Here is a 24,915-nt window from a genome sequence, read left to right on the forward strand (position 1 = left end):
TATTAGTTGTATCTTATTTCAAAGTATAAGTGCCTGCAAATGTACAGTTTTGTTTTAGTAGGTGCTACAAAAAAATATTTTGCCCCTGAAATCAAGATAAATTAACAGATTAATTCGGAAGTATTAACGAATTGTAATCTGCCAAGTCTTGTTTCCAAACTGTGAAGTACCTCTTAACAAGTACATTTTACTGCTTAGTTTACTTGGTAGATAGATTGTGTAAGTACCTGCATTTTTACTATGTGATAGTTGACTTCGGATTAACTGTCCATCAATGTCATATAGTTCAAAATTCATAGTGCCAATTGTGGTTGGTAATTTCAAGAATACTTGATGATTCACCACTGGATTTGGATACACAATACTATTTTCCAATAGAGAGACCATTGAACTCGTGAGGTTGTCACGTTTTACATCAATTTCTTTTGAAATAATATAAGTACATCCTGCTCGGTTGGTTGCAAAGAGGCGTAATTGATGATCACCCGCTTCTTCAAATTCTATAGTAATGGAAGCCTCATTATCTTCACCTACCTGTTCTCCATTTAGATACCATTGCCATGCTACAGCACCAGTTCTTGCTTGGAACTCTGCATGTACACTATCACTAACATAAGACAGGGTATCTGATAAATAATAATCTTTAAAGACAGAATCGACTACAATTTCAGAATATACGTATTGGACATTTCCACCTGTTCTATTGGCACAAGAGATATAAAATGAAGTATCTCTTTCAATATCATATAATGTTAGAGAAGGACCTGAATAAAGAAGATCCGTTAATAGTTCATCGCTATAGTAATTAAATATGCCACAGCCATTCGCTTGAACGATGACATTACTATTATCACAAACATACATTGGAGAAGTAATACTTAATTCAGGAATAGCTTCACCTTCCAGTTGAATTGTATCACCATTATAAACATAACGTCCTTGAGATTGTACATAGTAATAATCAATACTATCAATCAAAACACTAAAAATTCTACCTCTTTCTTTTAGTACTTTTGTTCCATTTTCATTTTTAAATAATGCCAATGAGTCAAAATCTGATGTTCTAATTGGTACGTATTCACCTTCGTGAGCAACTTGGTATCCAATATCAGGATTAGGACTTTTTAGCCAGTATTGAGTATAAGGTCTAATACTGTCCACTTGTGAATATAATTGTTCTATCGAATCAGCAGCTATTATTAAAAAGCCAATTCTAACAGTTTCATTAGGAGCAATACTTGGTATTGTCATACTTACAATACTTGACGAATTTGTTCCAGAAGGTATATTTCCAACTACTGTAGTCCCTATTCCAGAAGATACAGCAAGATATTTTTCATGCTCAGAAAATCCATCGGTAATATCAATATCACTATTTGCTCCATTCAAGTTATCAATTGCTTGAATATTAATTTCAGCGTCATTTAATAAAGTGATAGCTCCATATTTCCTGTCATTGAGATGTTTTACATAGGCCATCTTTTTAGCTGGATCATAAGCTGTAATTGAGCTATCAGATGGATAATTTGTTGAGGTACTTGCAGTATAATTCATCATCCAATCCATAAATAATCCCGTATAAAGCGTATCAATATGAGAATTGGAAGTATTGGTAATCTCTAATTCTGTGAAAAACTCACTATTTACGTCAATCTGATTGGTAGAAAAATACGTTTGATGAATTTCTAAGTCAATAGGATCATCACTATTGATGTCCACATATTGCATTTCAAAAGAAATTACAGGATAATTTGTGTCAATTGCATGATCATATATAAATGAAACAGGAGTAATACCTTGGAAATCTTCACTTCTAGTATTTGTATTAATATCAGTATAGACAGCATTTGATACAGTTCCATCATTTGTAGCCAATATGATTCCTGCTTGACGTGTAAATTGATAGTAATTAAATACACCAAAGTTATTAGCAGTGTAATAATTTAATCCATTATCCTTGCCAATTGTACCATCTGGTCTAAATATTCCATTAATCTTATTGAAATTGACATATTGTTCAAGTGTGATATTTAATTCTACATTTTGCCAATCTTTATAATGATAAGTATCTGTACTATCTGTGTAATTTATTCTAAAGCTTATATTTTCATCTAGGTCAGCATTAAGTCCAACTTTAAATAAGAAGGGTCGGATAGCATTGGAGATAGTTTGTCCTTCACTTAATTGACCAATAAAAGTTGTATCTGTGATCGGAATAAAATTATCATCATAGGAAGTTAATACAGCTTTTAAATCACCAGAACTTCCATGTAAAACATTTTTAAAATCGAAGGTGATTTCGATTGTATCGCCAGGCATTACATCTATATCATCTGTACCGTATTTATTGTATGAAAGATTTGATGCCCTCACCACATGAACACTATCGATCAAACGTAAGGCAGCATAAGCATCTACCATACCAAAACCTGATGTATATTTTGTGTTGGCATTGTTGCTAATCGTGAAAATTGTAGTGTCAGAAGTATAACGGATTAATTCTGCTGTTTGAATTGCTGTAAGAGTGGGATCTTGAGAACGTACCAAAGCCGCAATACCTGCTACAGTTGGAGATGCGATAGAAGTACCTGCAGTGGTTGAATATGTATTATTTACGTTGGTTGTTAATGAGTTGTCATTAGCTGATAAATGAATTTTATAACTCTTTGTGTAATTTTGAATATTTTTATTTTGATCAATAGAAGTGACTGAAAGAACGTTATCAAAAGAGGCAGGGTAGTAGTCTGTAAGCACACCTCCATGATTACTATTTCCTGCAGCGGCAATAAAGAGTACATCATAATCAGGATCTTCAGTATAGAAGTTTATTAATTCTTCATAAGACTTTGATTTTGAGTTTGGACTTCCCCAGGACATATTAATAATCTTAACACCATTTTCTGCTAAATAAGAAAGACTACTTAAACTACTTCGGACAGAACAAAGCATTTTGGTATTGAAGCCAATTCCTGCAATACCTACATTATTGTCTGTACTTGCTGAAGCACTACCAGACACTAATACACCGTGATTTGAGCCAGTAAGATCGTTATTATCATTGACGAAATTGTAACCATAAAAATCATCGATATAGCCATTATTATCATCATCAATCCCTGCAGTACCATTGATTTCTATTGTATTTTCTTTCAAGTTTCCTCTTAGATCTTCATGATTTACATCAAAACCACTATCATGAATACCAATACTGATATTGTCACTTCCTTGATTAATGGCCCATGCTTCTTCCATATTATGAAGATCAATAACGTATTGTTCACCTTGTCGAGGATCATTTGGAACATAGGTGCTGAGTATTTCTAAATCTGGATAATATGTTTCTAATTCCACATATTCTACTAGTGGGTGTTCTTTTAGTTCTTCAATTTTACCAGAAACATTCGTTCCAGAAGCAAAATGTATTTCAAGAATATCAGGTCTTTCTTTTTTGAATAGCTCAAATGTTGAGAAAGAGTTTTTTCTTTGTGGTATAACGTGTTGAAAAGATTTTGGAGCCAACATCACAGCAGGTAAATCTCTATCAGATAAAAAACTTGTTGACCAAGGTTGTAATATTGGTGTAGTAGTACTTTTTAATTTTGCATAAATAATTACATCTCTATTTTTTTGAGCAAAAGTTTCTGTAAAAAATAGACTTATGAATACAATTAGTAATAATTTGATATGGGTCAACAGTAGTTTTATACCTCTCATTTTGAAAGTAAATCTTCGTATCTATAGCAGAATACAGTGATGTGAAAATGAATTCACTTATAAATTAGGACAAATATATAATAATCAATAGTTTTAAGATAACGGAAAAATCTAAGGACTGAAAATTTTTAAACTTCTCTATACAATCATTTAGTATGAAAACAGCACAACGAACATTTGATTTTTTATACATCCAAAAAGAAAACTATCCCAAAAATGACTGCATTGCTTATAAAGAAAATAGTCATTGGAAGATGTATTCAACAGATGATGTCATTGAAATTATTAATAACCTTGGTGTAGGGTTGTTAGAGTCTGGATTACAACCTGGTGATAAGGTCGCTATTATTTCTGCTAATCGCCCCGAATGGAATTTCATTGATTTAGCGTGTCAACAAATTGGAGTAATTACTGTTCCAATTTACCCTACAATAACCGTTGAAGATTATACTTACATATTTGATAATTCTGACACTAAATATGTATTTGTTGATACCAATGATTTATATGAAAAAAGTGCTAGAGCAGCATTAGAAGTCAATGTTGTTGAAAAGATTTTCACTTTTGATAAATTGGATGAAATCCCTCATTGGAGTGAAATTGAAGAGTTAGGAAAAGGGAAAAGTCGGGAACAGGTCAATTCAATTAAGGATAAAATTGATACGACAGATTTACTGACGATCATTTACACTTCAGGAACAACAGGAAAACCAAAAGGAGTAATGTTGTCTCATAGAAATGTAGTGTCTAATGCAATGTCAGTTTCAGAAGTATGTCCTGTCGAAAAAGGGAAGGCGAAAGCGTTAAGTTTTTTACCACTTTGTCACATTTTTGAGAGAACAGGCTTCCACTTCTTCCTCATGTTTGGTATCTCAGTTTATTATGCTGAAAGTTTAGAGACAATTGCAGCAGATTTAAAAGAAGTAAAACCGGATATGTTTAATACCGTTCCACGTTTGTTGGAAAAGATTTATGATAAAATTATAGCAAAAGGCTTAGAAGCTTCAACTGCTAAAAAAGCAATCTTTTTCTGGGCATTAAATTTAGGTTTAAGATACGAACCAAATAAGGAGCAAGGTTTTATCTACAATAAACAATTGGAACTCGCTAATAAATTGGTATTCTCAAAATGGAGAGAAGCTTTAGGAGGAAATGTAAAGTCTATCAATGTAGGTGCAGCTGCTCTTCAACCAAGATTAGCTAGAGTATTCTGGTCAGCAGGAATAAAACTTTGTGAAGGATATGGTTTGACAGAAACTTCTCCAGTAATAGCGGTAAATAGACCTGATAAAGAAAATATGATGGTTGGTACTGTGGGGACATTAGTAGATGGTGTAGAGGTGAAAATTGCGGACGATGGAGAAATCTTGGCAAAAGGCCCTAATGTTATGATGGGTTATTATAAAAATCCAGAAAAAACAGCAGAAGTACTAAAAGATGGATGGTTCCATACAGGAGATATCGGTGAAATAATTGATGGTAAATTCTTGAAAATAACGGATCGTAAAAAAGAAATGTTCAAGACTTCTGGTGGAAAGTATGTTGCTCCTCAACTTCTTGAAAATAAAATAAAGGAATCCTATTTTATTGAACAAGCAGCTGTTATCGGTAACAATAGAAAATTCCCATCAGCATTGGTCGTACCAAATTTTGAAGGTTTAAAAGAATGGTGTAACATTCATAAAATAAGTTATTCTTCAGATCAAGATTTGATAAAAAATGAACAAGTGATTGAGAAATTAGATCAAGAGGTTCAAAAAGCAAATAATAACTTTGCCCAATGGGAAAAAGTAAAGAAAATTTCAATTATTGATCATGTATGGTCTATTGATTCGGGTGAAGTGACACCGACTTTAAAGTTGAAACGTAAAGTTATCAATGAAAGGTATGAAGAAGTAATTGAAGGAATGTATTCATAAAAAGAAAGCCCGTTTTTACGGGCTTTTTTATTTTCTATATGATAATGCTCTGTTATATAATGAAGGATCGTCAGCAATCTTTTTTAATAGAATTTCTGCTTTTTTTCGACCATGAATTAAGTATTCATCATCTTTATTCCATTCAAGACGAAATAATCTTCCTTTTGACGTTTTACTGACTCCAATTACTCTAGCGATAGGTGCTTGAATTGGTATATTATAAAAAGAGATTTGTCGATCAAAATCCCTCTGAAGAACTTGTTTTTCAAAAGCCTCACGCATATTCCTCGAAGTTGTTTTTAAATCTAAAACAACTTCTCCCTCAATAAATAAATCTGGTTTTGCTTTACATTCCAATCCTGTTAGAGGATCTTTCCAGAAAATGCATTTTTCTATCATTACATCTTTATGGGCAAGAAGCTCATTTAATAAAGGGTAATTTCTAGCTGTTGCTGCGATTCTACCAATTTTATTTGCTTGTGGGGCAGATAGCTTTTTTTGCATATCAATCCATTTTTCTGGTTCTAATATGGCAGTATGCAAATAAGTACCTTCTCTTAATGCTTTTTTAGGAGTAAAAGGTGATTGACCTAAAAGATGCATTTGAGCATTTTTTAAATCCGTATTTGCTAGGGCAGGGTGAGCTCTATAATCAGCTTCAGCCATGTCCTTTATTTCATATTGTATTGTTGACATATGGATTAATTTATCTTGAAATGTAAAGATGTAAGTTCTTATTGAAGTCACCAATATTTTAGTGATAATACTCCTATTTAATAAAGAAGAATTTCCGTATTTTTACTTATCAACCATTTAACATCAATCAAAAGTTAATTTCTTTTGAAAATAGAAAGAATATAGAAAATGGCATTAATTAGTAAGAAAAAACAGCCTTATCCCGTTACAGAACCGTTAGAGTATTTTTTAGATCAATATGACAGGATATCTCCAGTAAATATAAAATACGAAGATCTATGTAGATATAATAATGCAATACCTTTGTATGATTCTAATGGAGAAGATACTTTATGGATTACAGTTTTCTATCCTCAAGAGGATATGGAAGAGCTTTACAAAACACTCAAAAAACTGTATGCTTCTTTAAGAGCGGATGGTAATCTTACTGTAATGGAACACTTATTTGTCGATCGAGTTGATATGTGTACCTATGGAAATACAAAACCTTTTAGAGTTCGAATTGTCAATAGAATTAATGATAACTTCGATTATTTCTATGTAAAGGTAGCAGATGCCTCTCGTATTTATGGGTTGGAATTGGAGGATATTCTTTCTCCAAATAAGGTCAGTTATCTTGTGACAGATCAAACACTAATCGAGGAACATATTCCAGGTATTCCAGGAGATATGTTTATTAATGAATATCTAGAAGATGGGCATCAAAATAAAACACGTTTAACAAAGGAATTTGTGAAATTTAATGAACGTTGTTTTGTGCAATTATTGGGAGATATGCATTCTTCTAACTGGGTGGTACTGATGGTACCAGATTTCGATGAAATTAACTACAGAATTCGACCTATTGATTTTGATCAACAAAGTTATGAAGGAAGAAGAAATATTTACATGCCTCAATTTTACAGGCAAAATAATGCTATTCTCAAGATTATGATGGGTAAGATCTCATGGGAATCTGTAAGACAATACCAAGCAGAGGAGCGCTTTATGATTGCAAGTAGAGTTATGGGATTTAGACATAGAGCTAAGGATATTTTAAGGACTATGCGAAAAGATATTATTGCTCCTCGAGAAAATGTAATTACGCTTCGAAAAGATTTAGCAGAACATTATAAAAGTTCTCGTTTTATGAAATGTGAAAACATGGGGGAGATCGTTACAGAATCTATTGAGCATGTTCTTCGAAGACAAGATAAATACAAAGATATGTTTGAGGCTTCAAGTCCATATTAAACATAAAAAAGGCTATTTTACAATCGAGTAAAATAGCCTTTTTCTTATTCAGCTCTTTCAAGCCTATAGCCAATTCCTAAGATTCCTTGCAGGTCATCAGGACGCATATAATGCTTTATATTAAAAATATATTCTCCTTTTTTATCAAACATAAAATTCTTTTTGATATAAACAGGATGAGTATATATTGCTCCAGTACTTGAGTTGCCGATAGATTGCTCTACCTTTCCAAAAGGTTCACCTGTTTTCACTTTGAAAAGTTGAACGTCTTTCATTTTCTCAGGGATCAAAGAGTCAATTCCCACTAAAGAATCTTCTTGTATCAAAGAATACTTCAAGTAAATATTTTGATAAGGATAATCACTAGTGTTTCTAACATAAGCAATTAAGTTGTACTTATCAGTTGTATTTTCTATATCAAAATGAAAAACTGCAGTAGAATCTACATTCCAAGCATTATTGTCATAATCAACATATCTTTCATATACCATTTGAGAATCACATGATACCATTGAAAAAGATGTGAAAATACCCCAAAACAGGAATATATATTTTTTGAAATTAATCATTTGAATTGTTAGGTCTTCTTTTTCTTCCTCTAAAATTACCTTTTGAAGGTTTTTTACCTCCTTCTTTTTTAGGTTTTTGTTGGTTAGACTGAGGGTTTTGTTTTTTAGCCTCATTTTGAGGTTGTTCATTATTCCCTTTCTGTCTGTTAGGATAGTTTCCTCTTTTCTTATTTGCTGGATTATTTTGTTTCTTACGAGGTTGATTACGTTGACGCTCATTTTGTTGAGGTCCTTTTCTTGAATCATTACCTTGCTTGTTATTATCCGACTTACGTTTTCCTTTTTGCTTTTTCTGAGGAAGAGGTTGTTTGTCAAGAACAGAACTTAATTTTTGTTCTTGTAAAACTGCAGTTTTATCTATTACATTTTCCTCTAATGTTTCAGGAAACTTGCCACGTTCATTCATTTTTGAAACCTCATGAACACGGTCTGTTGAAATAGCATGCCAAGTTGTTTCACCTTGAAAACTAAACCACATTCTCTTTCTGAAAATATCAACTTTCTGAAGGAATGCTTCACCTTTCTGTGTTTTTAAGTTTTTATCCAATAAAGGGATATCCACTAAAGCATCGATGTATGTTTCTAATTCATAGTTTAGACAACATTTTAATCGACCACACTGCCCAGATAATTTACTAGGGTTTAATGAAAGGTTTTGATAACGTGCTGCTGAAGTAGAAACACTTTTGAATTCTGTTAACCAAGTTGAGCAACATAATTCTCTACCACAAGAACCAATACCGCCTAATCTACTTGCTTCTTGACGTAAACTAATTTGACGCATCTCTACGCGTATTTTAAATTCACTAGCAAGTACTTTGATCAGTTGACGGAAATCGACTCTGTCATCAGCAGAATAATAAAAAGTTGCTTTTGAATTATCCGCCTGGAAATCTACATCAGAAAGTTTCATCTGTAGTTCCATGTCTTGAATAATTTCTCTTGTACGGTAAAGCGTAGGTATTTCTCTATTTTTAACCATTGCTAACTTCTCCAAGTCTTTTGGAGTAGCATGACGAAGAATATTTAATAATTCATCTTCTTCCTCATTAATACCTTTTTTGATCAATTGTAAACGTACAAGATCGCCTTGTAAACTTACATGACCAATATGATGACCATTTCCTGTATCTACTACCACAGGGTCACCAGTATATAATTCAAGTAGAGGTTCGTTACGGAAGTAACCTTTTCTACCACCCTTGAATTTTATTTCTATTATATTAAAACGTTGAGACGAGGGGAGGTCCATATCGCCTAGCCAATCAAATGAATTTAATTTGCTACAGCCACCTGTGCTACAGTTTCCATTACTGCCACATCCAGTTGGTACACCACATGCCCCCGTTGAACACGATTGACATCCCATATTAATCTATATTTATACTATCCCTTCATGGATAGATTTGGCAATTTAGCCTGATGCAAATTTGCATTAAAAAAATTAATATTCCGATTCTAATTCGAATGGAACAAATTTACTTACACTGTGCCCAAATTTATGAAGTTCTCTGATAATAGAAGAACTTAAATGAGAAAATTCTGGAGAAGTATAAATAAATACAGTATCTAAGCCGTTAATATGTCTGTTTGCTTGTGCAATACTGTTTTCATATTCAAAGTCAGTTGTATTTCTGAGACCTCTTAAAAGTACACAAGCGCCTAATTCTTTAGCAACTTTAGCCGTGAGGTCTTGATATAAAATGACTCTAATATTATCATTGTCTTTAAAATACTCTTCAATAAGAGTTTTCATTTTTTCAGCTGGAAAGAATCTCTTCTTTTTTGAGTTATGGCCAATACCAATAACTACTTCGTCAAAAAGTTTAGCACCACGTAGTGCAATATCTTCATGTCCTTTAGTAAAAGGATCAAAAGTACCAGGGAAAAATGCGATTCTTTTCATTTATATAATTTCATGTTGCCTAACACATCAATTGCCGCATGTTGGTGTGGCTCTTGATCAAACTGATAAGCATAAAGAAGGTCTTTAGGTTTGCTACCTGTAGATACTTTACCAATAAATTTACGTAATGTTTTAATTTCATCACGATCAGTAGTTAATTCACCCCAAACAAATAGTTCAGTTTCTTTTGGTGTTAAACCTAACTCATCAATCACAAATAAAACATAGTATAAAAGATCTTGTGAGGTTTTATACTTAAAAATATTGGCAAATTGAAGCGATTTATCTTCGTTTCCTTTTAGAATACAAATAGTATCAGTATCAATGTAACAATGTAATTCATTGGTAGAGGTACTGATTTCATTGTAAAAACTCTGAGTGTAATGATTGAATGAAATGTCAGAATTACTGTACATTTCATTTAACCAATCCTCAAGTTCTGAAGGAAAAGCAAAGATTAGTTTTGTTCCAAATGAGGTGGAAACATTAAAAACTTTATCCTTTTTAGTGTTAAACTTTGAGGATAATTTTAATATGTTCTGATCATACTCATTACTTTCAATTTCTTCAGGAATAAAAGCGAATGAGGATAAGGCAGAGATAATGTTTACTTTTTTCCAAAATGCAGCATTAAGGAAAGAGTGTTTTTGCACGATGTTGTGTAAGTTGACGATGAGAGCTGTAGTATTTTTAGCTTCCTCATACGAATAAGATTCAAGAGCTAAACACTCGTTGTTTTCAGGGTCATATACTCCTATAACAAGACAGCTTTGATGTATTCTCAAATGCAAGCTGTATTCAGCTAGTCGAGCTACATCAAAGCTGTTTGAATGTACTGAGTATCTGACTGATTCTAATAGCAGATCTTCCAATATTATTCCCAGTTACCTGCAGTAGTTGCTTCAGTTAATGAACCAAACTTAAGAAGTCTTTTTGTTGGTGAAGCATTACCTTCGTTACGGTGCTTGTCTAATGGATAGTTATCCACACACAATACGTATGAAACTAAAGCATTACCTTTCTTCTCTTGTGCTACAGAAAGTTCAAATTCTTTACCATTTTTACCAGCGATGTATCTTAATTTCGAAGCATTGAAATTACCATATTCATCAGCAGGGAAAAGTTTTTCTCTTACTTGCTCGGCACCAATTGTATCATATTCAATACGAACAGAGTCAGTACGAGTATAGTACAATGGATCGTTTTTCTTACGAGCCTGGATGATTTCTTTCTTTTGTACGTTGTATAATGTATCTGAATCGATAAACATAGCTAACGTATCCCAAGAAGAAGTATATTTCTTGTATCTCGATAGATAAGCCGTTTCTGCGTCCCTAATCATTTTTAATTGCTTGGTAACACGTGCTTCGGACTTTTTAATCTGCTTACTTAACTCAATAGTGTCAAAAACGCTATGGAATAACGTCCAGCCTAAGAATAAAACTACTGGCACCATTAAAATAGTAAGTATTTTTGTTTTTGTCATTTTTCTACAAAGAGTTTGTTGTAATCTTGCTGCGAACTAATACTAAATGTCAAAACTAAATTATAACTTAAACATGAAGTTAATGCAAAATTTCATGTTTTATTCAATTCCGACTAGGCAAATTTAATTAGTTTTCGGATAAAAAATAATCTCATTAACCTAAATCTTGTTATTGAATCCTTATAATTCGTGTTTTTTTTACATTATCCATTAAATATGGCTTATATCATACTTTTTTTGGATATCCTTTCGCTTTTCTTTAACAACTTTTATGTTTATTTCTGCTCTTTTTAACGGTTGTCCTTCATTGTCTATTTCTAATTCGGCAATTTTTTCAACAACATCCATTCCTTTTAGTACAATGCCAAACACAGTATAGTCTCCATCTAAATGGTGTGCACCTTCTTTTGCTTGAACAATATAGAATTGAGAACCACTTGACGATTTATCGGGATTGATTTCATCATTTTGCCTTGCTGCTCCAACCATTCCATATTCATGTGTTAGAGTGCTGTCAAATTCACTTTTAATAGTATAATCCGGAGAACCAATACCAACTCTTGTGGAATCTCCATCAACTCTCGTATTAGGGTCTCCACCTTGAATGATAAATCCTTTTAATACTCTATGAAAGGTTGTACCATTAAAATAACCATCTTTTGCAAGATGAATAAAGTTTTTTTTGTGATTAGGTGTTTTATCTGAAAGTAAGATGATAATTTCACCATAAGATGAGTTAATATGTACTACTTCATCCTTTCCTTTTATCTTTTGCTTTTTTTGTGCTTGAGCATTTAAAGCTAAAAATAAATTTAAAATAAGGATTACATATAATGATAATGAGATTGATCGCATATTTTTGTGACTATCTAAAAATATAATATTATGGCGAAAATAGAGAAGAAGAATGATAATCTAAAAAAAGTTCTATGGTTACTTCCATCCATTTTTTGGTTTTTAATGACAATCAAACTGTTATTAACAAAAAATCCTGTAGAAGAAGATAGCTTTTTGTTGAATTTACCGTTCGGAGACAAGATTGGGCACTTTGGGATATTTGGAATATTTACTGCTTTATTAATGTTTTCTTTCTGTGGTGGTGAATTTTTTAAAGCTAAGAAAAGACCAATAATTTTCTCTGTATTGTTTATAGTTTTTACTTGGGGAGCGACAACAGAAGTATTGCAAGGTCAATTATTAGAGAGTAGAGAAGGAGATTTTTGGGACTTTGTTGCAGATGCTTCTGCGGGAGTAATTGGGGTCTTTTGTTATGCACTTTTTCATAAAATACTTCCAATTGTACCCATATATAAAAAAGAAAGTGCTTAAACCTTTCGGCTTAAGCACTTATTAATATTTAAAGCAACTAATAAATATTATAGTTGGCAATGATCTCCATCACAGAACTTTTCTGCTTCAACATCTTGCCCTTGTCCTAAATCATTGAAGTTTAGAGGCTTGATATGTTTAGCAAGTTCTTCATATTTATCCTTTGAAACTTCTTCATAAGGCATCTGAGGATAAACTGTATTTCCTAATTCTAATTTCGGTAAGAATGAAATAGATTTTAAATGATATTGGAAATAATTCAAGATTGGTTCAATCTGATTGGCTTCATCTTTCTTGAATGTAACAGTTACCGATACTTGGTTATCTGCCCAATATCTTTGTAAGAATGCCGCTAAATGTACTTGTTCCCAAATACCTACTTGATTTACAGTTCTTACATTGTCAATCTTAACAGGAATCGAGACAACCATAGTATCAGATTCGGATACACTTGGCTCTACATGATAGTTGGCAGCAATACATTTTTCAATCAATGGTGATTTCTTAGAAAGTCGAATTCTACGGATATAGAAATTGCTTTCAGGGTAATGCATACCTGGTGTAACACCTGGAAGTAATGAAACTGTACCTGATGGCTTCACAGATGTTGTTTTAACTGAAGGTGTAACACAAAGCCATTCAGAATAAATTCTATCCCAATTTTTGATTGTATTATAACCGTCATCACACCAATCTCTGAAAGTATCTAAACCTTGGTTTTCTACAAATTGTGCAATACCAGACATTGAAGTACCAATTCTTCTATTTCTTAAAAGAACACGGTTTGTTTCAGGCCAGTGTGTATTTGTAAGCGTTACTGTTTTGGCATATAAGTAAGCAAACTTTAACGTTCTTAAGTAATCTTCTTTACTAGTAGCTCTAGTAGGGAAAGTCTCTACAAGACAGCAAAGTTCATATGACTCTAAAGTTTGTTCAGCACAAGGGTTCGTACCCATTGCTCTGTTGTCCTTATTATCAGGAGCATCCCCCATACGTCCAAATTTACGCATGTTGTCTAACCAAATGTAGCCTGGTTCACCGTTGACAGCAGATTGAGATGCAACTTTTTTGTAATCCATACCTACATGTGAGAATACAGAATTATTTGATGACCATCCATATTCAGATCTATGTGCTGAAGATCCTTCCATTTGTTGTGTTTCAGGATTCCAACGGTAATCTTTTAATTTTAAGTATTCATCATCATCAGCTTCACCAAAAACAATTTCAGCAGATCTACGAACATTTCCAGCAACAACACAGCATCCAATCATGTTCATGATGTCCACAATGTCAGTTACCGTAATAGTAGCGTCCTCAGGTCTTCCTTCAAACATTGCTCTTATTTGGTCATGTAGTTTTAATAATGGACCTGCACCAGATGCAACACCACCAAAACCTTTGATCGGTAAACCTGCTTCTCTGATTTTTGAGTAATCAAATTCTACATTCACTCTACCTTTGTGGAAGAATGAATCTAATAACATTCCAGTACTGTTTACCCAACCTTCACGGCTATCAGGGATGACATATGTAACTTTATCTTCTTTGTTTGGTTGATAAATAGTAACTGTTCCTGCTCCTTTAGTGTCAAAACCAACACCAACTCCTAACATTGACATGTCCATTAAAAACTCAAAAGGTTTTGTAGGATCAGCTGCCATTGTTTCTGTACTTACAAAAGAACAGTTGTTTAGTGCTGCGAATAAATTTCTTTTAGTAGTTAGCTCAGAACCCATTGCCCATAGTCCTCTACCTGGAGGTAAGAACTTCATATTGAACATACGGTCATACATTTCTTGTGCTGATAATTGGGCTTTATTATCGTCCCATCCTAATTGGTATTTTAAGATGTGATTTTTTTGGATTGTGTAAGTTCCTTCGACAACACGTCTTACCGTTTCCCACCATACTTCATTCGTACCGTCATCTTTAAGACGTGAATAAGTACGCATGTAAACTAATTCGCCTAGTCCATTGAAGCCGAATGGTGGTTTAGTGTTTTTGTACTTTTCAAGGAATTCATCGTTTAGAATAAATTTATATGTCATCATTTTATTAGAAAAGTTATAGTGCACTGGAACAGCTTAAAATGCACTTGTAAACTGGAATTATAATCTTTAATATAATTTACGAAATATTATTTATTAATTCACGCATAAATAACATTAATCCAAGTATATATTTGTTAATCAATATATTATGTAATTCTAAAAATATTTAGGTATGTCTTAACTTATAGTAGAATTACTTATAGATTGTCTTGTTAGGCATTGAAAAATAGAATATATATTTCATCCTCATGTCTTACAAATAAAGCAAGTGAATTCATGAAAATCAATGTTGCATTTTTAATATTTTATTTTCATGAGTTAACTATTCACTCTCAAAAAAAAACTTTCTGTAAAGATTATTGTGAATTGACTTTGGGATTATGTAAATTCTACTCAGAAAACCAATGAATTTTATTAGCTAAAAATATTAATTTTGACCCAAATTATCGACTTGCTTAAATTTCTTTTAAATCACCTATTGAAAATAAAATGGGTGACAGTTATTGCGTTTTTATCTTTGAACTTTTGTAATAATCCAACTTTTGCTCAATGGCAGAAGGTGTCTTATAATGAATTGTCAGGATTGCAAAATGCTTTAGTGAAATCAGTATGTAGCGATAGTTTAGGTTTCATGTGGTTGGCAACTGATGATGGTGTGATTCGATTTGATGGGACCAACTTTTTACAACTGAAAGAAGGATTGCCGAGTAAATATGTGAAGTCAGTTTTTACAACTTCCAGTGGGAAAACTATTGCTACAACTGACTTAGGTTTAATACAAATAATGACCAACCCTGATTACCCAACAGTTAAGACATTAATAAAAGGAGATAATTATGCTTCTGATACTTTATTGTGGTACCCAAAATCAATTGTTGAAAGTTTAGACAAAAAGGTTTGGGTTTCAGATAACCACGCTATTTATAAATTAGATTCAAGTCTTGAAGTATTAAATCGGTATCAATTTTCAGAAAGAGATCTACCTACTAATTTCCAAAGATCTTTTGCCATTTTTGAAGATCCTGTATTAGGAATTTATACATTTTCTGAGGCAGGATATTTATACAAATATGATAAAACTAAAGATCAGTTTATTGAGATTCCAATTCTAATGAATAATGAAAGGATCAATGATGCTTTTTTTTACAATGGGAAAATAATTGCCGCAACTCAATCTGGTGTTATTGAATTGATCCTTGATAAAGATGGAATAAAGGTATTATCTCATAAAGTTGTACTTCCATATATATCGGCTTCGACAATTAAACTAATGTCTAATGATTATTGGATTGCTTCGACATGGAGTGATGGTGTGTATAAAATCAATGCTTCAAAGAGAGGATATAAAGCAGAGCCACTTGATATTGTCAAACAGAAAGTTGTTTCATCTGTTTTTATTGATCAATCAAAAAATATATGGTTAGCCTCAGATAATGGCGTGATATACTTAAGAGAACAATATTTTAGTGCACCATTTGCTCAAGAAACGAATGGATATATACAATCTATTCAGCAAGATGATGATAAGGTAATTTTTACGGATGGTAAACGTATTTTTTTCTGTGAAATCAATACTAATAAATTAATTGATAGGTGGATGATCCCAAAACAATATGGAATTGTATTAAGAATAATAAGAGTTGAAGACCGTTATTGGTTTTCTACGAATATTGGGAAGTTTTTAGTGTATACATTAGATGGGAAATTAGATGAAGTAATAGATTGTTCTAATAATGGTGGAGCTATTTATGATGTAGCCTATTCATCGGATTTGGGTTTTTGGTATGTACAAGATCATGGAGGTGTTTATAAATTACATAGAATGAAATACCCTTCTTCTTATGGGAGAGATAAAGGTGTGACGAGTAAGATTAATACCCTGAAAATTATTAATAATAACCTTTACTTAGGAGGAAGCAAGGATAAAGGCTACTTCTATCAATTTAATAAGGAAAGTCAAAGGTTTGAAAACTTAAGTAAACCTGTAGCCTTAACAAGAAATATAGCTATAGGTGTAAATGATCTCTTTTATGATAATGATCAATTTTACTTTGCGACTAATTTTGGTTTAGCCTATTTCTCAGGAGATTCTTTAGTGGAAAAAAAGGTGAAAGGTATTGATGTGGGTGTAGTCAAAGGAATTGTCAAAGATCAAAAGGAAGAAAATGTGTATTGGTTGGCAAATTCTATGGGTTTGATAAGAACCAAAAATTGGAAAAATAATTTAATTTTTGATGAACTGACTGGATTGCCAAGTAAAACAATGGTTTATAGAGGTGTTTTGTTGGATAATAAAGGTGAAGTTTGGGTAGGTACAACGTCAGGAATTGGCGTATCTAATAAAGTAGTGAACATAAAACAGACACCTCAACCTGTATTTACTTCTATAAAAAATGCTGACTTTAATTTTAAAGCTTCAGATGTTCCAGAAATCTCAAAGTCTTCGTTTTTAGAATTTGAATTTTCTAGTTTGTCCTATCCCGGTAATCTGATTAAATATAAGATAAGATATAATGATGGTGATTGGGAAGATCTAGGATGGAAAAACAAATTTATTGTATCGGGATTAAAAAGAGGTAAATATACTTTAGAGTTAAAAGCGAAGCAGACGGGAGAATACCTTTGGAGTGCCCCTTTGAAATTTACTTTTGTAATTACAGAAAGGTGGTATAGAACGTGGTATGGTATTTTAGGAGCACTTTCTATTTTGTTAGGCGTATTTTTCATCATTTTTAAATTGTATGATGAAAAAAATCAACACGACAGAGAAGTATTAGAAAAATTAGTCAGTGAACGAACTGAAGAAGTAAAAACTAAAAATAAGATTTTATCCAATAGAGAGCTTATCCTAAAAAAGCAGGTGTCAAAATTCATGAAGGTGAATACTGTTCTCAAAGAAAAGCAATTAGAGATGCAAGAGCAGCTTAATTATGCAAATTCACTTCAGTCTGTTGTTTTACCTTCAGTAGATCAATTTAAAAATTTCTGTTCAGATGCTTTTATATTATTCAAACCAAAAGAAACTGTATCTGGAGATTTTTATTGGGAAAAATCATTTACACAAAAGAATGAATCCATCTCTTACTATGTTGTAGGAGATTCTATTGGTCATGGTATTCCAGGTGTAATTCAATCCATAATTGGTGTTGATTTATTAAATGAGATCGTAAATGAATCAACCATGAAACCTGATCAAATTCTTGAAAACTTAGATCAAAAACTTTTTGAAAAAGCAGAAAAGGATCCGACAATGATTGGAATGGACCTTGTAGTTTTAAGAGTAATAAGAGATGGAGTTACATTAAAAGTAGAGTTTTCCGGAGCAAAACGACCTCTATTTTACTTAGAAGATAATGTACTTACTGAAATAAAAGGAACACGTAGAGCCATAGGGAATGAACCAAAACATGTTAAGGAAAAAGGTTTTGCTGTTCATCAATTCATTCTCAAAAAGGAGACGATTCTATATCTGACCACAAATGGGTTTTACGATCAGTTTAATATTGATGAAAAAAGGATCGGTATATCGAAGTTTAGAAGTTTGTTAGAAAAATTATCTGATATAAATTCTTTGAGAAACCAGGGTGAATGGTTAGATAATTATTTTAATAATTGGAAAGGGGAAATAGACCAAATTGATGATGTTACAATTATTGGGCTTCGCCTTTAAATAATAAGTAATCTTTAGTAAGGGATTTTATCGTCAGACGTAAAGATATTTTTAAAGAAACTGAAGAACGACTCTTGTTCTTGCTTGTATCTTTTAAGTTCTCTCAACAACGTCTTACCTTTTGATCTTGATGTAATGATCATATCATATGAATCCGCAGGGAATTTTGCATAGCTTCTTAATTTACCTGCATGTTTACCACGCTTGTATGAGACTTGAAGCAAATTTTTTTGCCTATCGTAAATTAAAAAATCTATCAATGTAGATTCTGGAGTATTTATTTTTTCAACGATTATTTCTTTCATAATTCGTACTATTTCAAAAAATATTATCACTTTGAAGAGTTTAGTGATAATAATTACAATATACCATTATTTTCGGTTATCGTCTCCTTCTAACATACTTAAATAACTTAAGTATCTTGATGGAGCTATAACACCTTCTTCTACAAGTTCTTGTACTCTACAATGCGGCTCATGTGTATGAGTACAATTATTGTATTTGCAGTCATGCATCACTTCACGTATTTCGGGGAAAAAATGTCCTATTTCATTCTCCTCGATTCCCATAATCCCCAACTCTTTAATACCAGGGGTATCAATTAAATGTCCATTATGGTCAATCAATTCGAACATCTCGGCAAATGTGGTAGTATGTTTACCTTTGTTTGCATAAAGTGATACCTCATCTGTCTTTTGAAGCACATTTGATGCCAACTTATTCAAAAGGGTTGATTTTCCTACACCTGAGTGTCCAACAAGTAATGATGTTTTGTTTTCTACAATGGATTTAATCTCATCTAAATTACTGTCTTCTAGAGCAGAAATGCGTATGCATTTGTAGCCTAAGGGTTCATAAATATTTTTTAGATCATCTAAATATTCACGGCTTGCATCATCTAATAAATCGTCTTTATTGAAAGCGATATATGTAGGAACATTGTATGATTCCGCAGCAACTAAAAACCTGTCTATAAATCCTAAAGACGTTTTTGGGAGGGCTAAGGTTGCAATAAGTATAGCTTGATCTATATTTGCAGCAATCACATGTCCATGGTATTTCTTTCGAGTAGATTGCCTTAAGATGAAATTTTTACGAGGTAAAATATCATGTATTATAACTGTATTTTCTACCTCATCTTCAATGGAATACTCAACAAAGTCACCAACTGCAATAGGGTTCGTAACTTTCATTCCTTTAAGCTTTAATTTACCTCTTAATCTGCCTTTATAGCTCTTTTCAGTAGTTTCATCCATTACATTGTACCAAAGTCCAGTAGATTTAGTTACTAAACCTGTAAATTTTTCAGTTACAATTTTATCGGTTTGTTTTTTCTTTTTACTACTTTTCTTTTTTGCCATTCTAGTGATTAAAAGTATTATTATAAATTATATATTAATAAGCTCAAAACAGAGATTTTAGTTTACAAAACTACCTTATTTAATTGATTTATCGTAAAGCATCATGGCAAAATTCAATTATTTTGTCGGTACTGCCTAAGTTTTCTTTTACAAAAGCTTTTGTGATTTTGCCTGTAGAAAGTCTAAAAGAGGAATCTGTAGTTAGTTTTTCGACCAATTTGAAACATTCTTCTTCATTTTGAATAGAATAAGCACCCTTTATTTGAGTTAATTGAATAGCTTCGTTGAATTTATAAAATTCTTTGCCAAAAAGTACTGGTATTCCGAAGGTTGCAGGCTCTAAAATGTTATGTAAACCTTCACCAAATGCACCACCTACAAATGCAAAATCTGCAAATTGATAAAGGGAAGATAACATACCAACGTTATCGATAACTAATAAGTCATACTCTTTAATATTTCCTAGTGTAGCTTCTGAAAACTTGATTCCTTTTCTTGATTTGAAAATCTCAAAGATCTGCTCAATTTTTTTTGATGTTATCTCATGAGGGGCTACAATAACTTTGAGTTGTGGTATTTTGTTGATTGCTAATTTTAAAGCATGAATATCTCTAGGCCAACTACTTCCAACCACCATAGTCAGGTGGCCTTCGGAAAATACTTTGGCAATGGGTATGTCAAGTGGGTTTTGACATATTTCGAAAACTCTATCGAATCGTGTGTCTCCAGTAACTTTTTTATTATTAATATTAATTGAAGATAAAAGATCCGCAGAATTCTGATCTTGTGTGAAGAAATAATCAAACTGTTTCAACATATTTTGTTGAAAACCACCATTTTTTTTGAAAAAAGCCTGATTTGCTCTGAAAATGGTAGAGAAAGAGATGATTTTACTATTATTTAGTTTAAGTTGTTTGAGATAGTTATGCCAAAATTCATATTTAACAAAAAAGGCAATTTTAGGTTGTATTGTTTCAACGAAAACTTTAGTGTTTTCTTTGGTATCTAATGGAAGGTAATAAATAAAATCCGCGTACTTATATTCTTTTTGGACTTCATATCCACTTGGTGAAAAGAATGTAAGAACTATCTTGTATTTAGGGAAAGTAGATTTGAATGCTTCGATAACCGGTCTGCCTTGTTCAAACTCTCCTAACGATGCACAGTGAAACCATGCAATTTCAGAAGTATTCTCTTTAAAGTCGACCTTAATCTTATTTATAAGGTTAGTTCTACCTTCTACAAACAATTTTGCTTTGGGGTTTAATTTCGATGCTAATTTCATTAATCCTGAAAAAGCATGAACTCCCATATTATATAAATCCTCTCTCATCATGATGCAAATGTATAAATATTTGTATCAAGAGTAATTCGTTGAGATGTAAATATTTTTTATTCTATCTGAATTTTATAATTCATAAACTTTCAAGGTAGCTTTCAACTCTTTTCTAGCAAGGAAAATACGGTTTTTTACAGTACCAATTGGAATATTTAAACGTTCTGAAATCTCGTGGTATTTAAATCCTCTGAAATACATCACGAAAGGCTCTCTGTAAATTTCTTCTAAATCACCAATAGCAACTTGGATATCATTCATTGTGAAAGCTCCAAAAGCATTGTTCACTTGTTGTGTTGTTGTGCTGTTGATAAAATGTAAATTATCAGTCGTGTCTACAAATGTTTTTCTTCTTGCATTCTTCTGATAATCAGTTAAGAATGTGTTTTTCATTATTGTGAAAACCCATGCTTTTAAGTTCGAGCCAGTAGCAAACTTTTCTTTATTTGAAAACGCCTTTAACATAGTTTCCTGAATTAAGTCTTTAGCATTCGCGTGATCTTTTGTCAACTTCAATGCGAATGGCTCTAAAGATGGTATTAAGAATTGGATGTTTTGATTGAATTCTATAGCTGTCATAATTATTTTGTTTAACTATTTGTAATTATTGATAAACAATTATAAAACATTATATTTTAACTTCAAAATTTTGTTTAATAAAAACATGAAAAAGATAAACAAAATATGATTTTGATGTAAAATTGTGTATTTCAACTCTTAATATTTTAATTTTACATTAGAATTAATGCTTAACGATTTATCTAACTATGCTACTCAAAACAATACTCTTCCCGCTTTGGGGATTTTATGCTCATGTTACTATTAATACAGAAGCTGTATTCCTTCTTCCTAAAGAAATGTTCCCCTTTTTTAAAGAGAATATGTCTGAAATAAAAAAAAGAGCAGTAATGCCTGACCAAAGACGAAATTTATCAGATGAGGAGGCAGGTCGACATTATGTAGATATTGAACTTTACGATGATGAATTCCTTGAGAAGTCTATAAATTATAATGATGCTTTATTAATATATGGAGAAAATCATATTCATGAACATGGTTATTCACCATGGAATTTGATGAATTATTATTATGCTTTGAGGACTGCATTTGAAAAGAAAGATGAAGAAATGATCTTAAAATATGCAGGAGAGATGGGGCACTACTTATCCGACTTACATGTACCACTTCATACTACACACAATTATAATGGTCAGTTAACAGGTCAATATGGTATACATTCTTTTTGGGAAACTACACTTCCTGAAAAGTTTGGAAGCTATTATAATTTCCCTAAACAAAACCCTTATTTTATTGAAAATCCACTAGATACACTATGGGTGATTATGGGAGAATCTCATTCTTTGGTGAAAAAAGTGTTGAATGATGAGTCTACAGTTGTTCAACAATTGTCTTCACCTGCAAAAATGAAGATTTCACGAAGAGGACGAAGTTTAGTGACGCAAGGAAATGATGAATATGTCAAATTATATCATGAAAAATTGGGAGGGATGGTTGAAAAAAGAATGCAATTATCTATTCTTAGACTTGCATCGATTTGGTATTCTTGTTGGATAGATGCTGGACAACCTGATCTTAATAGTTTATTAAAAAATAAAAAGCATAAAAAGAGAAAGGGAAAAAATAGAAAACAATCTTGAAATATCATTAAAAAAGAAAGTCTTCACAGTATAAATCTTATCTTCGTGGTTCTATTAGAGAAAATATACAAAAGCCATGTTTAATAATTATTACTTTTTAACGCAGTTGAGTGCTGCTTTAAAAGGCAAACTTGTGGGAATGAAATTAGGAGCCTGTTTCAGTCAGAGTAAAGACGAAATGATGATTGGTTTCTATAAAGGGGGGAGAGAACAATGGATAAGGGCTTCACTAATTCCTAATTTCAATTTATTGACTTTTCCATTAGACTATCAAAGAAAAAAGGTAAACAGTATAGACCTTTTTAAAGAAGCAGTCGAAGAAGATTTAGAAGTTACAGATGTAATTCAATATAAAAACGAAAGAGCATTCTTAATCAAGATGACAAATGATTGGGGTATTCTTTTTAAGATGTACGGAAATAGATCTAATATTTTATTAATCCACGAAGGTGAAGTATTTTCTATTTTTCAGAAGAGACATATTGAAGATCAGAATATGGATGTCTCTAGTTTAGATAGAGTATTGGATCAGACAAAAGATGGTTTTCTTGAAAATGGATTACAGGTAACTTTTCCAACTTTGGGTAGAGAAGCTCAATCATTTTTAAAAGAACAAGGATGGGAGAATTTATCTTCTGATCAACAATGGGAAAAACTTCAACCTCTACTCACGGAATTGACATCCTCTCATTTTTATATTACCGAAAAAGAAGAACAGGTACATTTTTTACTTTTTAAGGATGGAAATATTTTATTGGAATCAAATGATCCAATAGAAGCAGCCAATGAATTTTATTATCGTTTTTCGAAAAGGTATTTTGTAGAAAGAGAAAGAGTACCTTTAATTAAGGAAATAGATAAAAGATTAAAGCAATCTAAAGCTTACCTAAAAAAGAATTTCAATCGCTATGAGGAACTTACTGTAAGTGCTCGATTTGAAGAAATTGCCAATATTATTATGGCGAACCTTCATGCTATTCCTGCCCGTACCAAGAAAATTAAATTATTTGATTTCTATAAAGAGGAGGAGATTACGATTAAATTGAATGAATTTTTAACGCCTCAAAAAAATGCAGAAACGTATTACAGAAAGGCTAAAAATCAAAAATTAGAAATCAAAAACCTTGAAGCCAATATTGAATTAAAAGAAAAAGAGATGGAAGAAATGCAACTTCATAAAAACGCTCTTTTAGAATTTGAAATGGTAAGGGAAATTAGAAAATATATCAAGGCAAATAATTTACAGAAACTCCAAAAAAATGAGACTATTTTTCCATTTAGAAAATTTGAATATAAAGGTTTTGAAATATGGGTAGGTAAAAATGCTGTAAACAATGATCTTCTAACACAAAGATATGCACATAAAAGAGATTTATGGTTACATGCTAGAGATGTTGCAGGTTCTCATGTTGTGGTAAAATGGAAATCAAAACAGCCTACTTTCCCAGTTGATGTAATAGAAAAAGCGGCTTCAATTGCAGCTTATTATTCACAGCGAAAAACGGATACGCTCTGCCCTGTGATTTATACACCAAAGAAATTTGTGAGAAAACGTAAAGGTGATCCAGCGGGATTAGTTGTGGTCGATAAAGAAAAGGTGGTTTTAATAGAGCCAGCACCGTTTTCAGAATCATTAAACTAAGTAAAAAAGAGAATATAATTATATACTAAACCGGAAATAGTAGATATATTTACCGATCTATTAACTTTGTACAAATACACTTTTATAAAATAATAATGAGCAATAATAAAGAACACTTGGCATTTGGTAAGAAAAACTTCATGTTTATGCTTATCGGAATTGGATTAATCATGTTAGGATTTTTCGTGATGTCTTTAGATTCTGAACCAATGGGAATGGGTGCATTAGGTTTAACAGTTGGCCCAATCATAGTAATGTCAGGTTTTGGTCTTAACTTCTATGCTATCTTATTAAATCCTAAAGCGAAGGATAGTTCAACGAAAGAGTAAATTATTGACCTTT

20 protein-coding genes are annotated in these 24,915 nt (G+C 32.1%); 7 read left to right on the forward strand and 13 right to left on the reverse strand.

The annotated features are described in order from the left end of the window. Positions 1-123: 123 nt before the first annotated feature. Positions 124-3,714 (reverse strand): S8 family peptidase, encoded by a 3,591-nt coding sequence (locus tag ACXAHM_RS10005; RefSeq protein ID WP_474960297.1) that lies wholly within the window; start codon positions 3,712-3,714, stop codon positions 124-126. 155 nt (positions 3,715-3,869) lie between these two features. On the opposite strand from ACXAHM_RS10005, the gene ACXAHM_RS10010 reads away from it, so the two are divergent. Beyond that, the gene (locus ACXAHM_RS10010) at positions 3,870-5,633 is read left to right on the forward strand and encodes an AMP-dependent synthetase/ligase (RefSeq protein ID WP_474960298.1); all 1,764 of its coding nucleotides are present in this window, start codon (positions 3,870-3,872) and stop codon (positions 5,631-5,633) included. 27 nt (positions 5,634-5,660) lie between these two features. Here the strand turns inward: ACXAHM_RS10010 and ACXAHM_RS10015 are convergent, their stop codons facing one another. Then, entirely contained in the window at positions 5,661-6,329 is a 669-nt protein-coding gene (locus ACXAHM_RS10015) for a PD-(D/E)XK nuclease-like domain-containing protein (protein WP_474960299.1), read from the reverse strand. Between the two features lie 168 nt (positions 6,330-6,497). Here ACXAHM_RS10015 and ACXAHM_RS10020 point away from each other — a divergent pair, with 168 nt between their 5' ends. Next, positions 6,498-7,562 carry a hypothetical protein gene (locus tag ACXAHM_RS10020; RefSeq protein ID WP_474960300.1) on the forward strand — a complete coding sequence of 355 codons (1,065 nt, stop codon included), beginning with the start codon at positions 6,498-6,500 and terminating at the stop codon, positions 7,560-7,562. A 44-nt stretch (positions 7,563-7,606) separates the two neighbouring features. Here ACXAHM_RS10020 and ACXAHM_RS10025 read toward each other — a convergent pair whose 3' ends face one another. The 6 genes from ACXAHM_RS10025 to ACXAHM_RS10050 form a co-directional block, all read right to left on the reverse strand. Then, entirely contained in the window at positions 7,607-8,131 is a 525-nt protein-coding gene (locus tag ACXAHM_RS10025; RefSeq protein ID WP_474960301.1) for a gliding motility lipoprotein GldH, read from the reverse strand. Continuing rightward, the gene (locus tag ACXAHM_RS10030) at positions 8,124-9,500 is read right to left on the reverse strand and encodes a PSP1 domain-containing protein (protein ID WP_474960302.1); all 1,377 of its coding nucleotides are present in this window, start codon (positions 9,498-9,500) and stop codon (positions 8,124-8,126) included. Before ACXAHM_RS10030 ends, ACXAHM_RS10025 begins: the two co-directional genes overlap by 8 nt. Positions 9,501-9,575: 75 nt before the next feature. Continuing rightward, a complete protein-coding gene (gene coaD / locus ACXAHM_RS10035) occupies positions 9,576-10,037 on the reverse strand; it encodes a pantetheine-phosphate adenylyltransferase (RefSeq protein ID WP_474960303.1) in 462 nt (153 codons plus the stop codon). Continuing rightward, complete coding sequence (locus tag ACXAHM_RS10040; protein WP_474960304.1) at positions 10,034-10,909, reverse strand: DUF3822 family protein; 876 nt, start codon at positions 10,907-10,909, stop codon at positions 10,034-10,036. The genes coaD and ACXAHM_RS10040 overlap by 4 nt, the downstream gene beginning before the upstream one ends. Positions 10,910-10,911: 2 nt before the next feature. Beyond that, positions 10,912-11,523: a hypothetical protein gene (locus tag ACXAHM_RS10045; RefSeq protein ID WP_474960305.1), complete on the reverse strand. Its 612-nt coding sequence runs from the start codon at positions 11,521-11,523 to the stop codon at positions 10,912-10,914. 210 nt (positions 11,524-11,733) lie between these two features. After that, entirely contained in the window at positions 11,734-12,378 is a 645-nt protein-coding gene (locus ACXAHM_RS10050; protein ID WP_474960306.1) for a peptidylprolyl isomerase, read from the reverse strand. Positions 12,379-12,408: 30 nt separating this feature from the next. Between ACXAHM_RS10050 and ACXAHM_RS10055 the strand changes: the two genes are divergently transcribed. Continuing rightward, positions 12,409-12,852 (forward strand): VanZ family protein, encoded by a 444-nt coding sequence (locus ACXAHM_RS10055; RefSeq protein WP_474960307.1) that lies wholly within the window; start codon positions 12,409-12,411, stop codon positions 12,850-12,852. Positions 12,853-12,899: 47 nt separating this feature from the next. Here the strand turns inward: ACXAHM_RS10055 and ACXAHM_RS10060 are convergent, their stop codons facing one another. Beyond that, complete coding sequence (locus ACXAHM_RS10060; protein ID WP_474960308.1) at positions 12,900-14,906, reverse strand: glycyl radical enzyme family protein; 2,007 nt, start codon at positions 14,904-14,906, stop codon at positions 12,900-12,902. A gap of 493 nt (positions 14,907-15,399) precedes the next feature. Between ACXAHM_RS10060 and ACXAHM_RS10065 the strand changes: the two genes are divergently transcribed. Beyond that, on the forward strand, positions 15,400-18,576 hold the full coding sequence (locus ACXAHM_RS10065; RefSeq protein ID WP_474960309.1) for a SpoIIE family protein phosphatase: 3,177 nt from the start codon (positions 15,400-15,402) through the stop codon (positions 18,574-18,576). Positions 18,577-18,590: 14 nt separating this feature from the next. Here the strand turns inward: ACXAHM_RS10065 and ACXAHM_RS10070 are convergent, their stop codons facing one another. The 4 genes from ACXAHM_RS10070 to ACXAHM_RS10085 form a co-directional block, all read right to left on the reverse strand. After that, positions 18,591-18,881 (reverse strand): hypothetical protein, encoded by a 291-nt coding sequence (locus ACXAHM_RS10070; protein WP_474960310.1) that lies wholly within the window; start codon positions 18,879-18,881, stop codon positions 18,591-18,593. Positions 18,882-18,947: 66 nt separating this feature from the next. After that, a complete protein-coding gene (rsgA, locus tag ACXAHM_RS10075) occupies positions 18,948-19,937 on the reverse strand; it encodes a ribosome small subunit-dependent GTPase A (protein ID WP_474960311.1) in 990 nt (329 codons plus the stop codon). Positions 19,938-20,025: 88 nt separating this feature from the next. Then, positions 20,026-21,273, reverse strand: coding sequence for a 3-deoxy-D-manno-octulosonic acid transferase (locus tag ACXAHM_RS10080; protein ID WP_474960312.1), 1,248 nt, complete (start codon positions 21,271-21,273; stop codon positions 20,026-20,028). Between the two features lie 72 nt (positions 21,274-21,345). Further along, the gene (locus ACXAHM_RS10085; RefSeq protein ID WP_474960313.1) at positions 21,346-21,852 is read right to left on the reverse strand and encodes an RNA polymerase sigma factor; all 507 of its coding nucleotides are present in this window, start codon (positions 21,850-21,852) and stop codon (positions 21,346-21,348) included. Between the two features lie 188 nt (positions 21,853-22,040). On the opposite strand from ACXAHM_RS10085, the gene ACXAHM_RS10090 reads away from it, so the two are divergent. From ACXAHM_RS10090 to ACXAHM_RS10100, 3 genes are all read left to right on the forward strand, one after another. Then, positions 22,041-22,931, forward strand: a complete 891-nt coding sequence (locus ACXAHM_RS10090; protein ID WP_474960314.1) for a zinc dependent phospholipase C family protein — start codon at positions 22,041-22,043, stop codon at positions 22,929-22,931. A gap of 76 nt (positions 22,932-23,007) precedes the next feature. Next, complete coding sequence (locus ACXAHM_RS10095) at positions 23,008-24,573, forward strand: NFACT RNA binding domain-containing protein (RefSeq protein ID WP_474960315.1); 1,566 nt, start codon at positions 23,008-23,010, stop codon at positions 24,571-24,573. A gap of 95 nt (positions 24,574-24,668) precedes the next feature. After that, positions 24,669-24,902, forward strand: coding sequence for a DUF3098 domain-containing protein (locus tag ACXAHM_RS10100; protein ID WP_474960316.1), 234 nt, complete (start codon positions 24,669-24,671; stop codon positions 24,900-24,902). Positions 24,903-24,915 lie beyond the last annotated feature (13 nt).

The sequence above is a fragment of the Flammeovirga sp. AWQ4_249 genome, assembly GCF_056161045.1.

Excerpts from the sequence above, each read along its gene's own strand:
- ACXAHM_RS10015 (WP_474960299.1), bottom strand. The coding sequence starts at position 6,329 with ATGTCAACAATACAATATGAAATAAAGGACATGGCTGAAGCTGATTAT.
- ACXAHM_RS10080 (WP_474960312.1), bottom strand. The coding sequence starts at position 21,273 with ATGATGAGAGAGGATTTATATAATATGGGAGTTCATGCTTTTTCAGGA.
- ACXAHM_RS10050 (WP_474960306.1), bottom strand. The coding sequence starts at position 12,378 with ATGCGATCAATCTCATTATCATTATATGTAATCCTTATTTTAAATTTA.
- coaD (WP_474960303.1), bottom strand. The coding sequence starts at position 10,037 with ATGAAAAGAATCGCATTTTTCCCTGGTACTTTTGATCCTTTTACTAAA.
- ACXAHM_RS10005 (WP_474960297.1), bottom strand. The coding sequence starts at position 3,714 with ATGAGAGGTATAAAACTACTGTTGACCCATATCAAATTATTACTAATT.
- ACXAHM_RS10070 (WP_474960310.1), bottom strand. The coding sequence starts at position 18,881 with ATGAAAGAAATAATCGTTGAAAAAATAAATACTCCAGAATCTACATTG.
- ACXAHM_RS10025 (WP_474960301.1), bottom strand. The coding sequence starts at position 8,131 with ATGATTAATTTCAAAAAATATATATTCCTGTTTTGGGGTATTTTCACA.
- ACXAHM_RS10095 (WP_474960315.1), top strand. The coding sequence starts at position 23,008 with ATGTTTAATAATTATTACTTTTTAACGCAGTTGAGTGCTGCTTTAAAA.
- ACXAHM_RS10060 (WP_474960308.1), bottom strand. The coding sequence starts at position 14,906 with ATGATGACATATAAATTTATTCTAAACGATGAATTCCTTGAAAAGTAC.
- ACXAHM_RS10100 (WP_474960316.1), top strand. The coding sequence starts at position 24,669 with ATGAGCAATAATAAAGAACACTTGGCATTTGGTAAGAAAAACTTCATG.
- rsgA (WP_474960311.1), bottom strand. The coding sequence starts at position 19,937 with ATGGCAAAAAAGAAAAGTAGTAAAAAGAAAAAACAAACCGATAAAATT.
- ACXAHM_RS10055 (WP_474960307.1), top strand. The coding sequence starts at position 12,409 with ATGGCGAAAATAGAGAAGAAGAATGATAATCTAAAAAAAGTTCTATGG.
- ACXAHM_RS10010 (WP_474960298.1), top strand. The coding sequence starts at position 3,870 with ATGAAAACAGCACAACGAACATTTGATTTTTTATACATCCAAAAAGAA.
- ACXAHM_RS10030 (WP_474960302.1), bottom strand. The coding sequence starts at position 9,500 with ATGGGATGTCAATCGTGTTCAACGGGGGCATGTGGTGTACCAACTGGA.
- ACXAHM_RS10090 (WP_474960314.1), top strand. The coding sequence starts at position 22,041 with ATGCTACTCAAAACAATACTCTTCCCGCTTTGGGGATTTTATGCTCAT.
- ACXAHM_RS10020 (WP_474960300.1), top strand. The coding sequence starts at position 6,498 with ATGGCATTAATTAGTAAGAAAAAACAGCCTTATCCCGTTACAGAACCG.
- ACXAHM_RS10085 (WP_474960313.1), bottom strand. The coding sequence starts at position 21,852 with ATGACAGCTATAGAATTCAATCAAAACATCCAATTCTTAATACCATCT.
- ACXAHM_RS10045 (WP_474960305.1), bottom strand. The coding sequence starts at position 11,523 with ATGACAAAAACAAAAATACTTACTATTTTAATGGTGCCAGTAGTTTTA.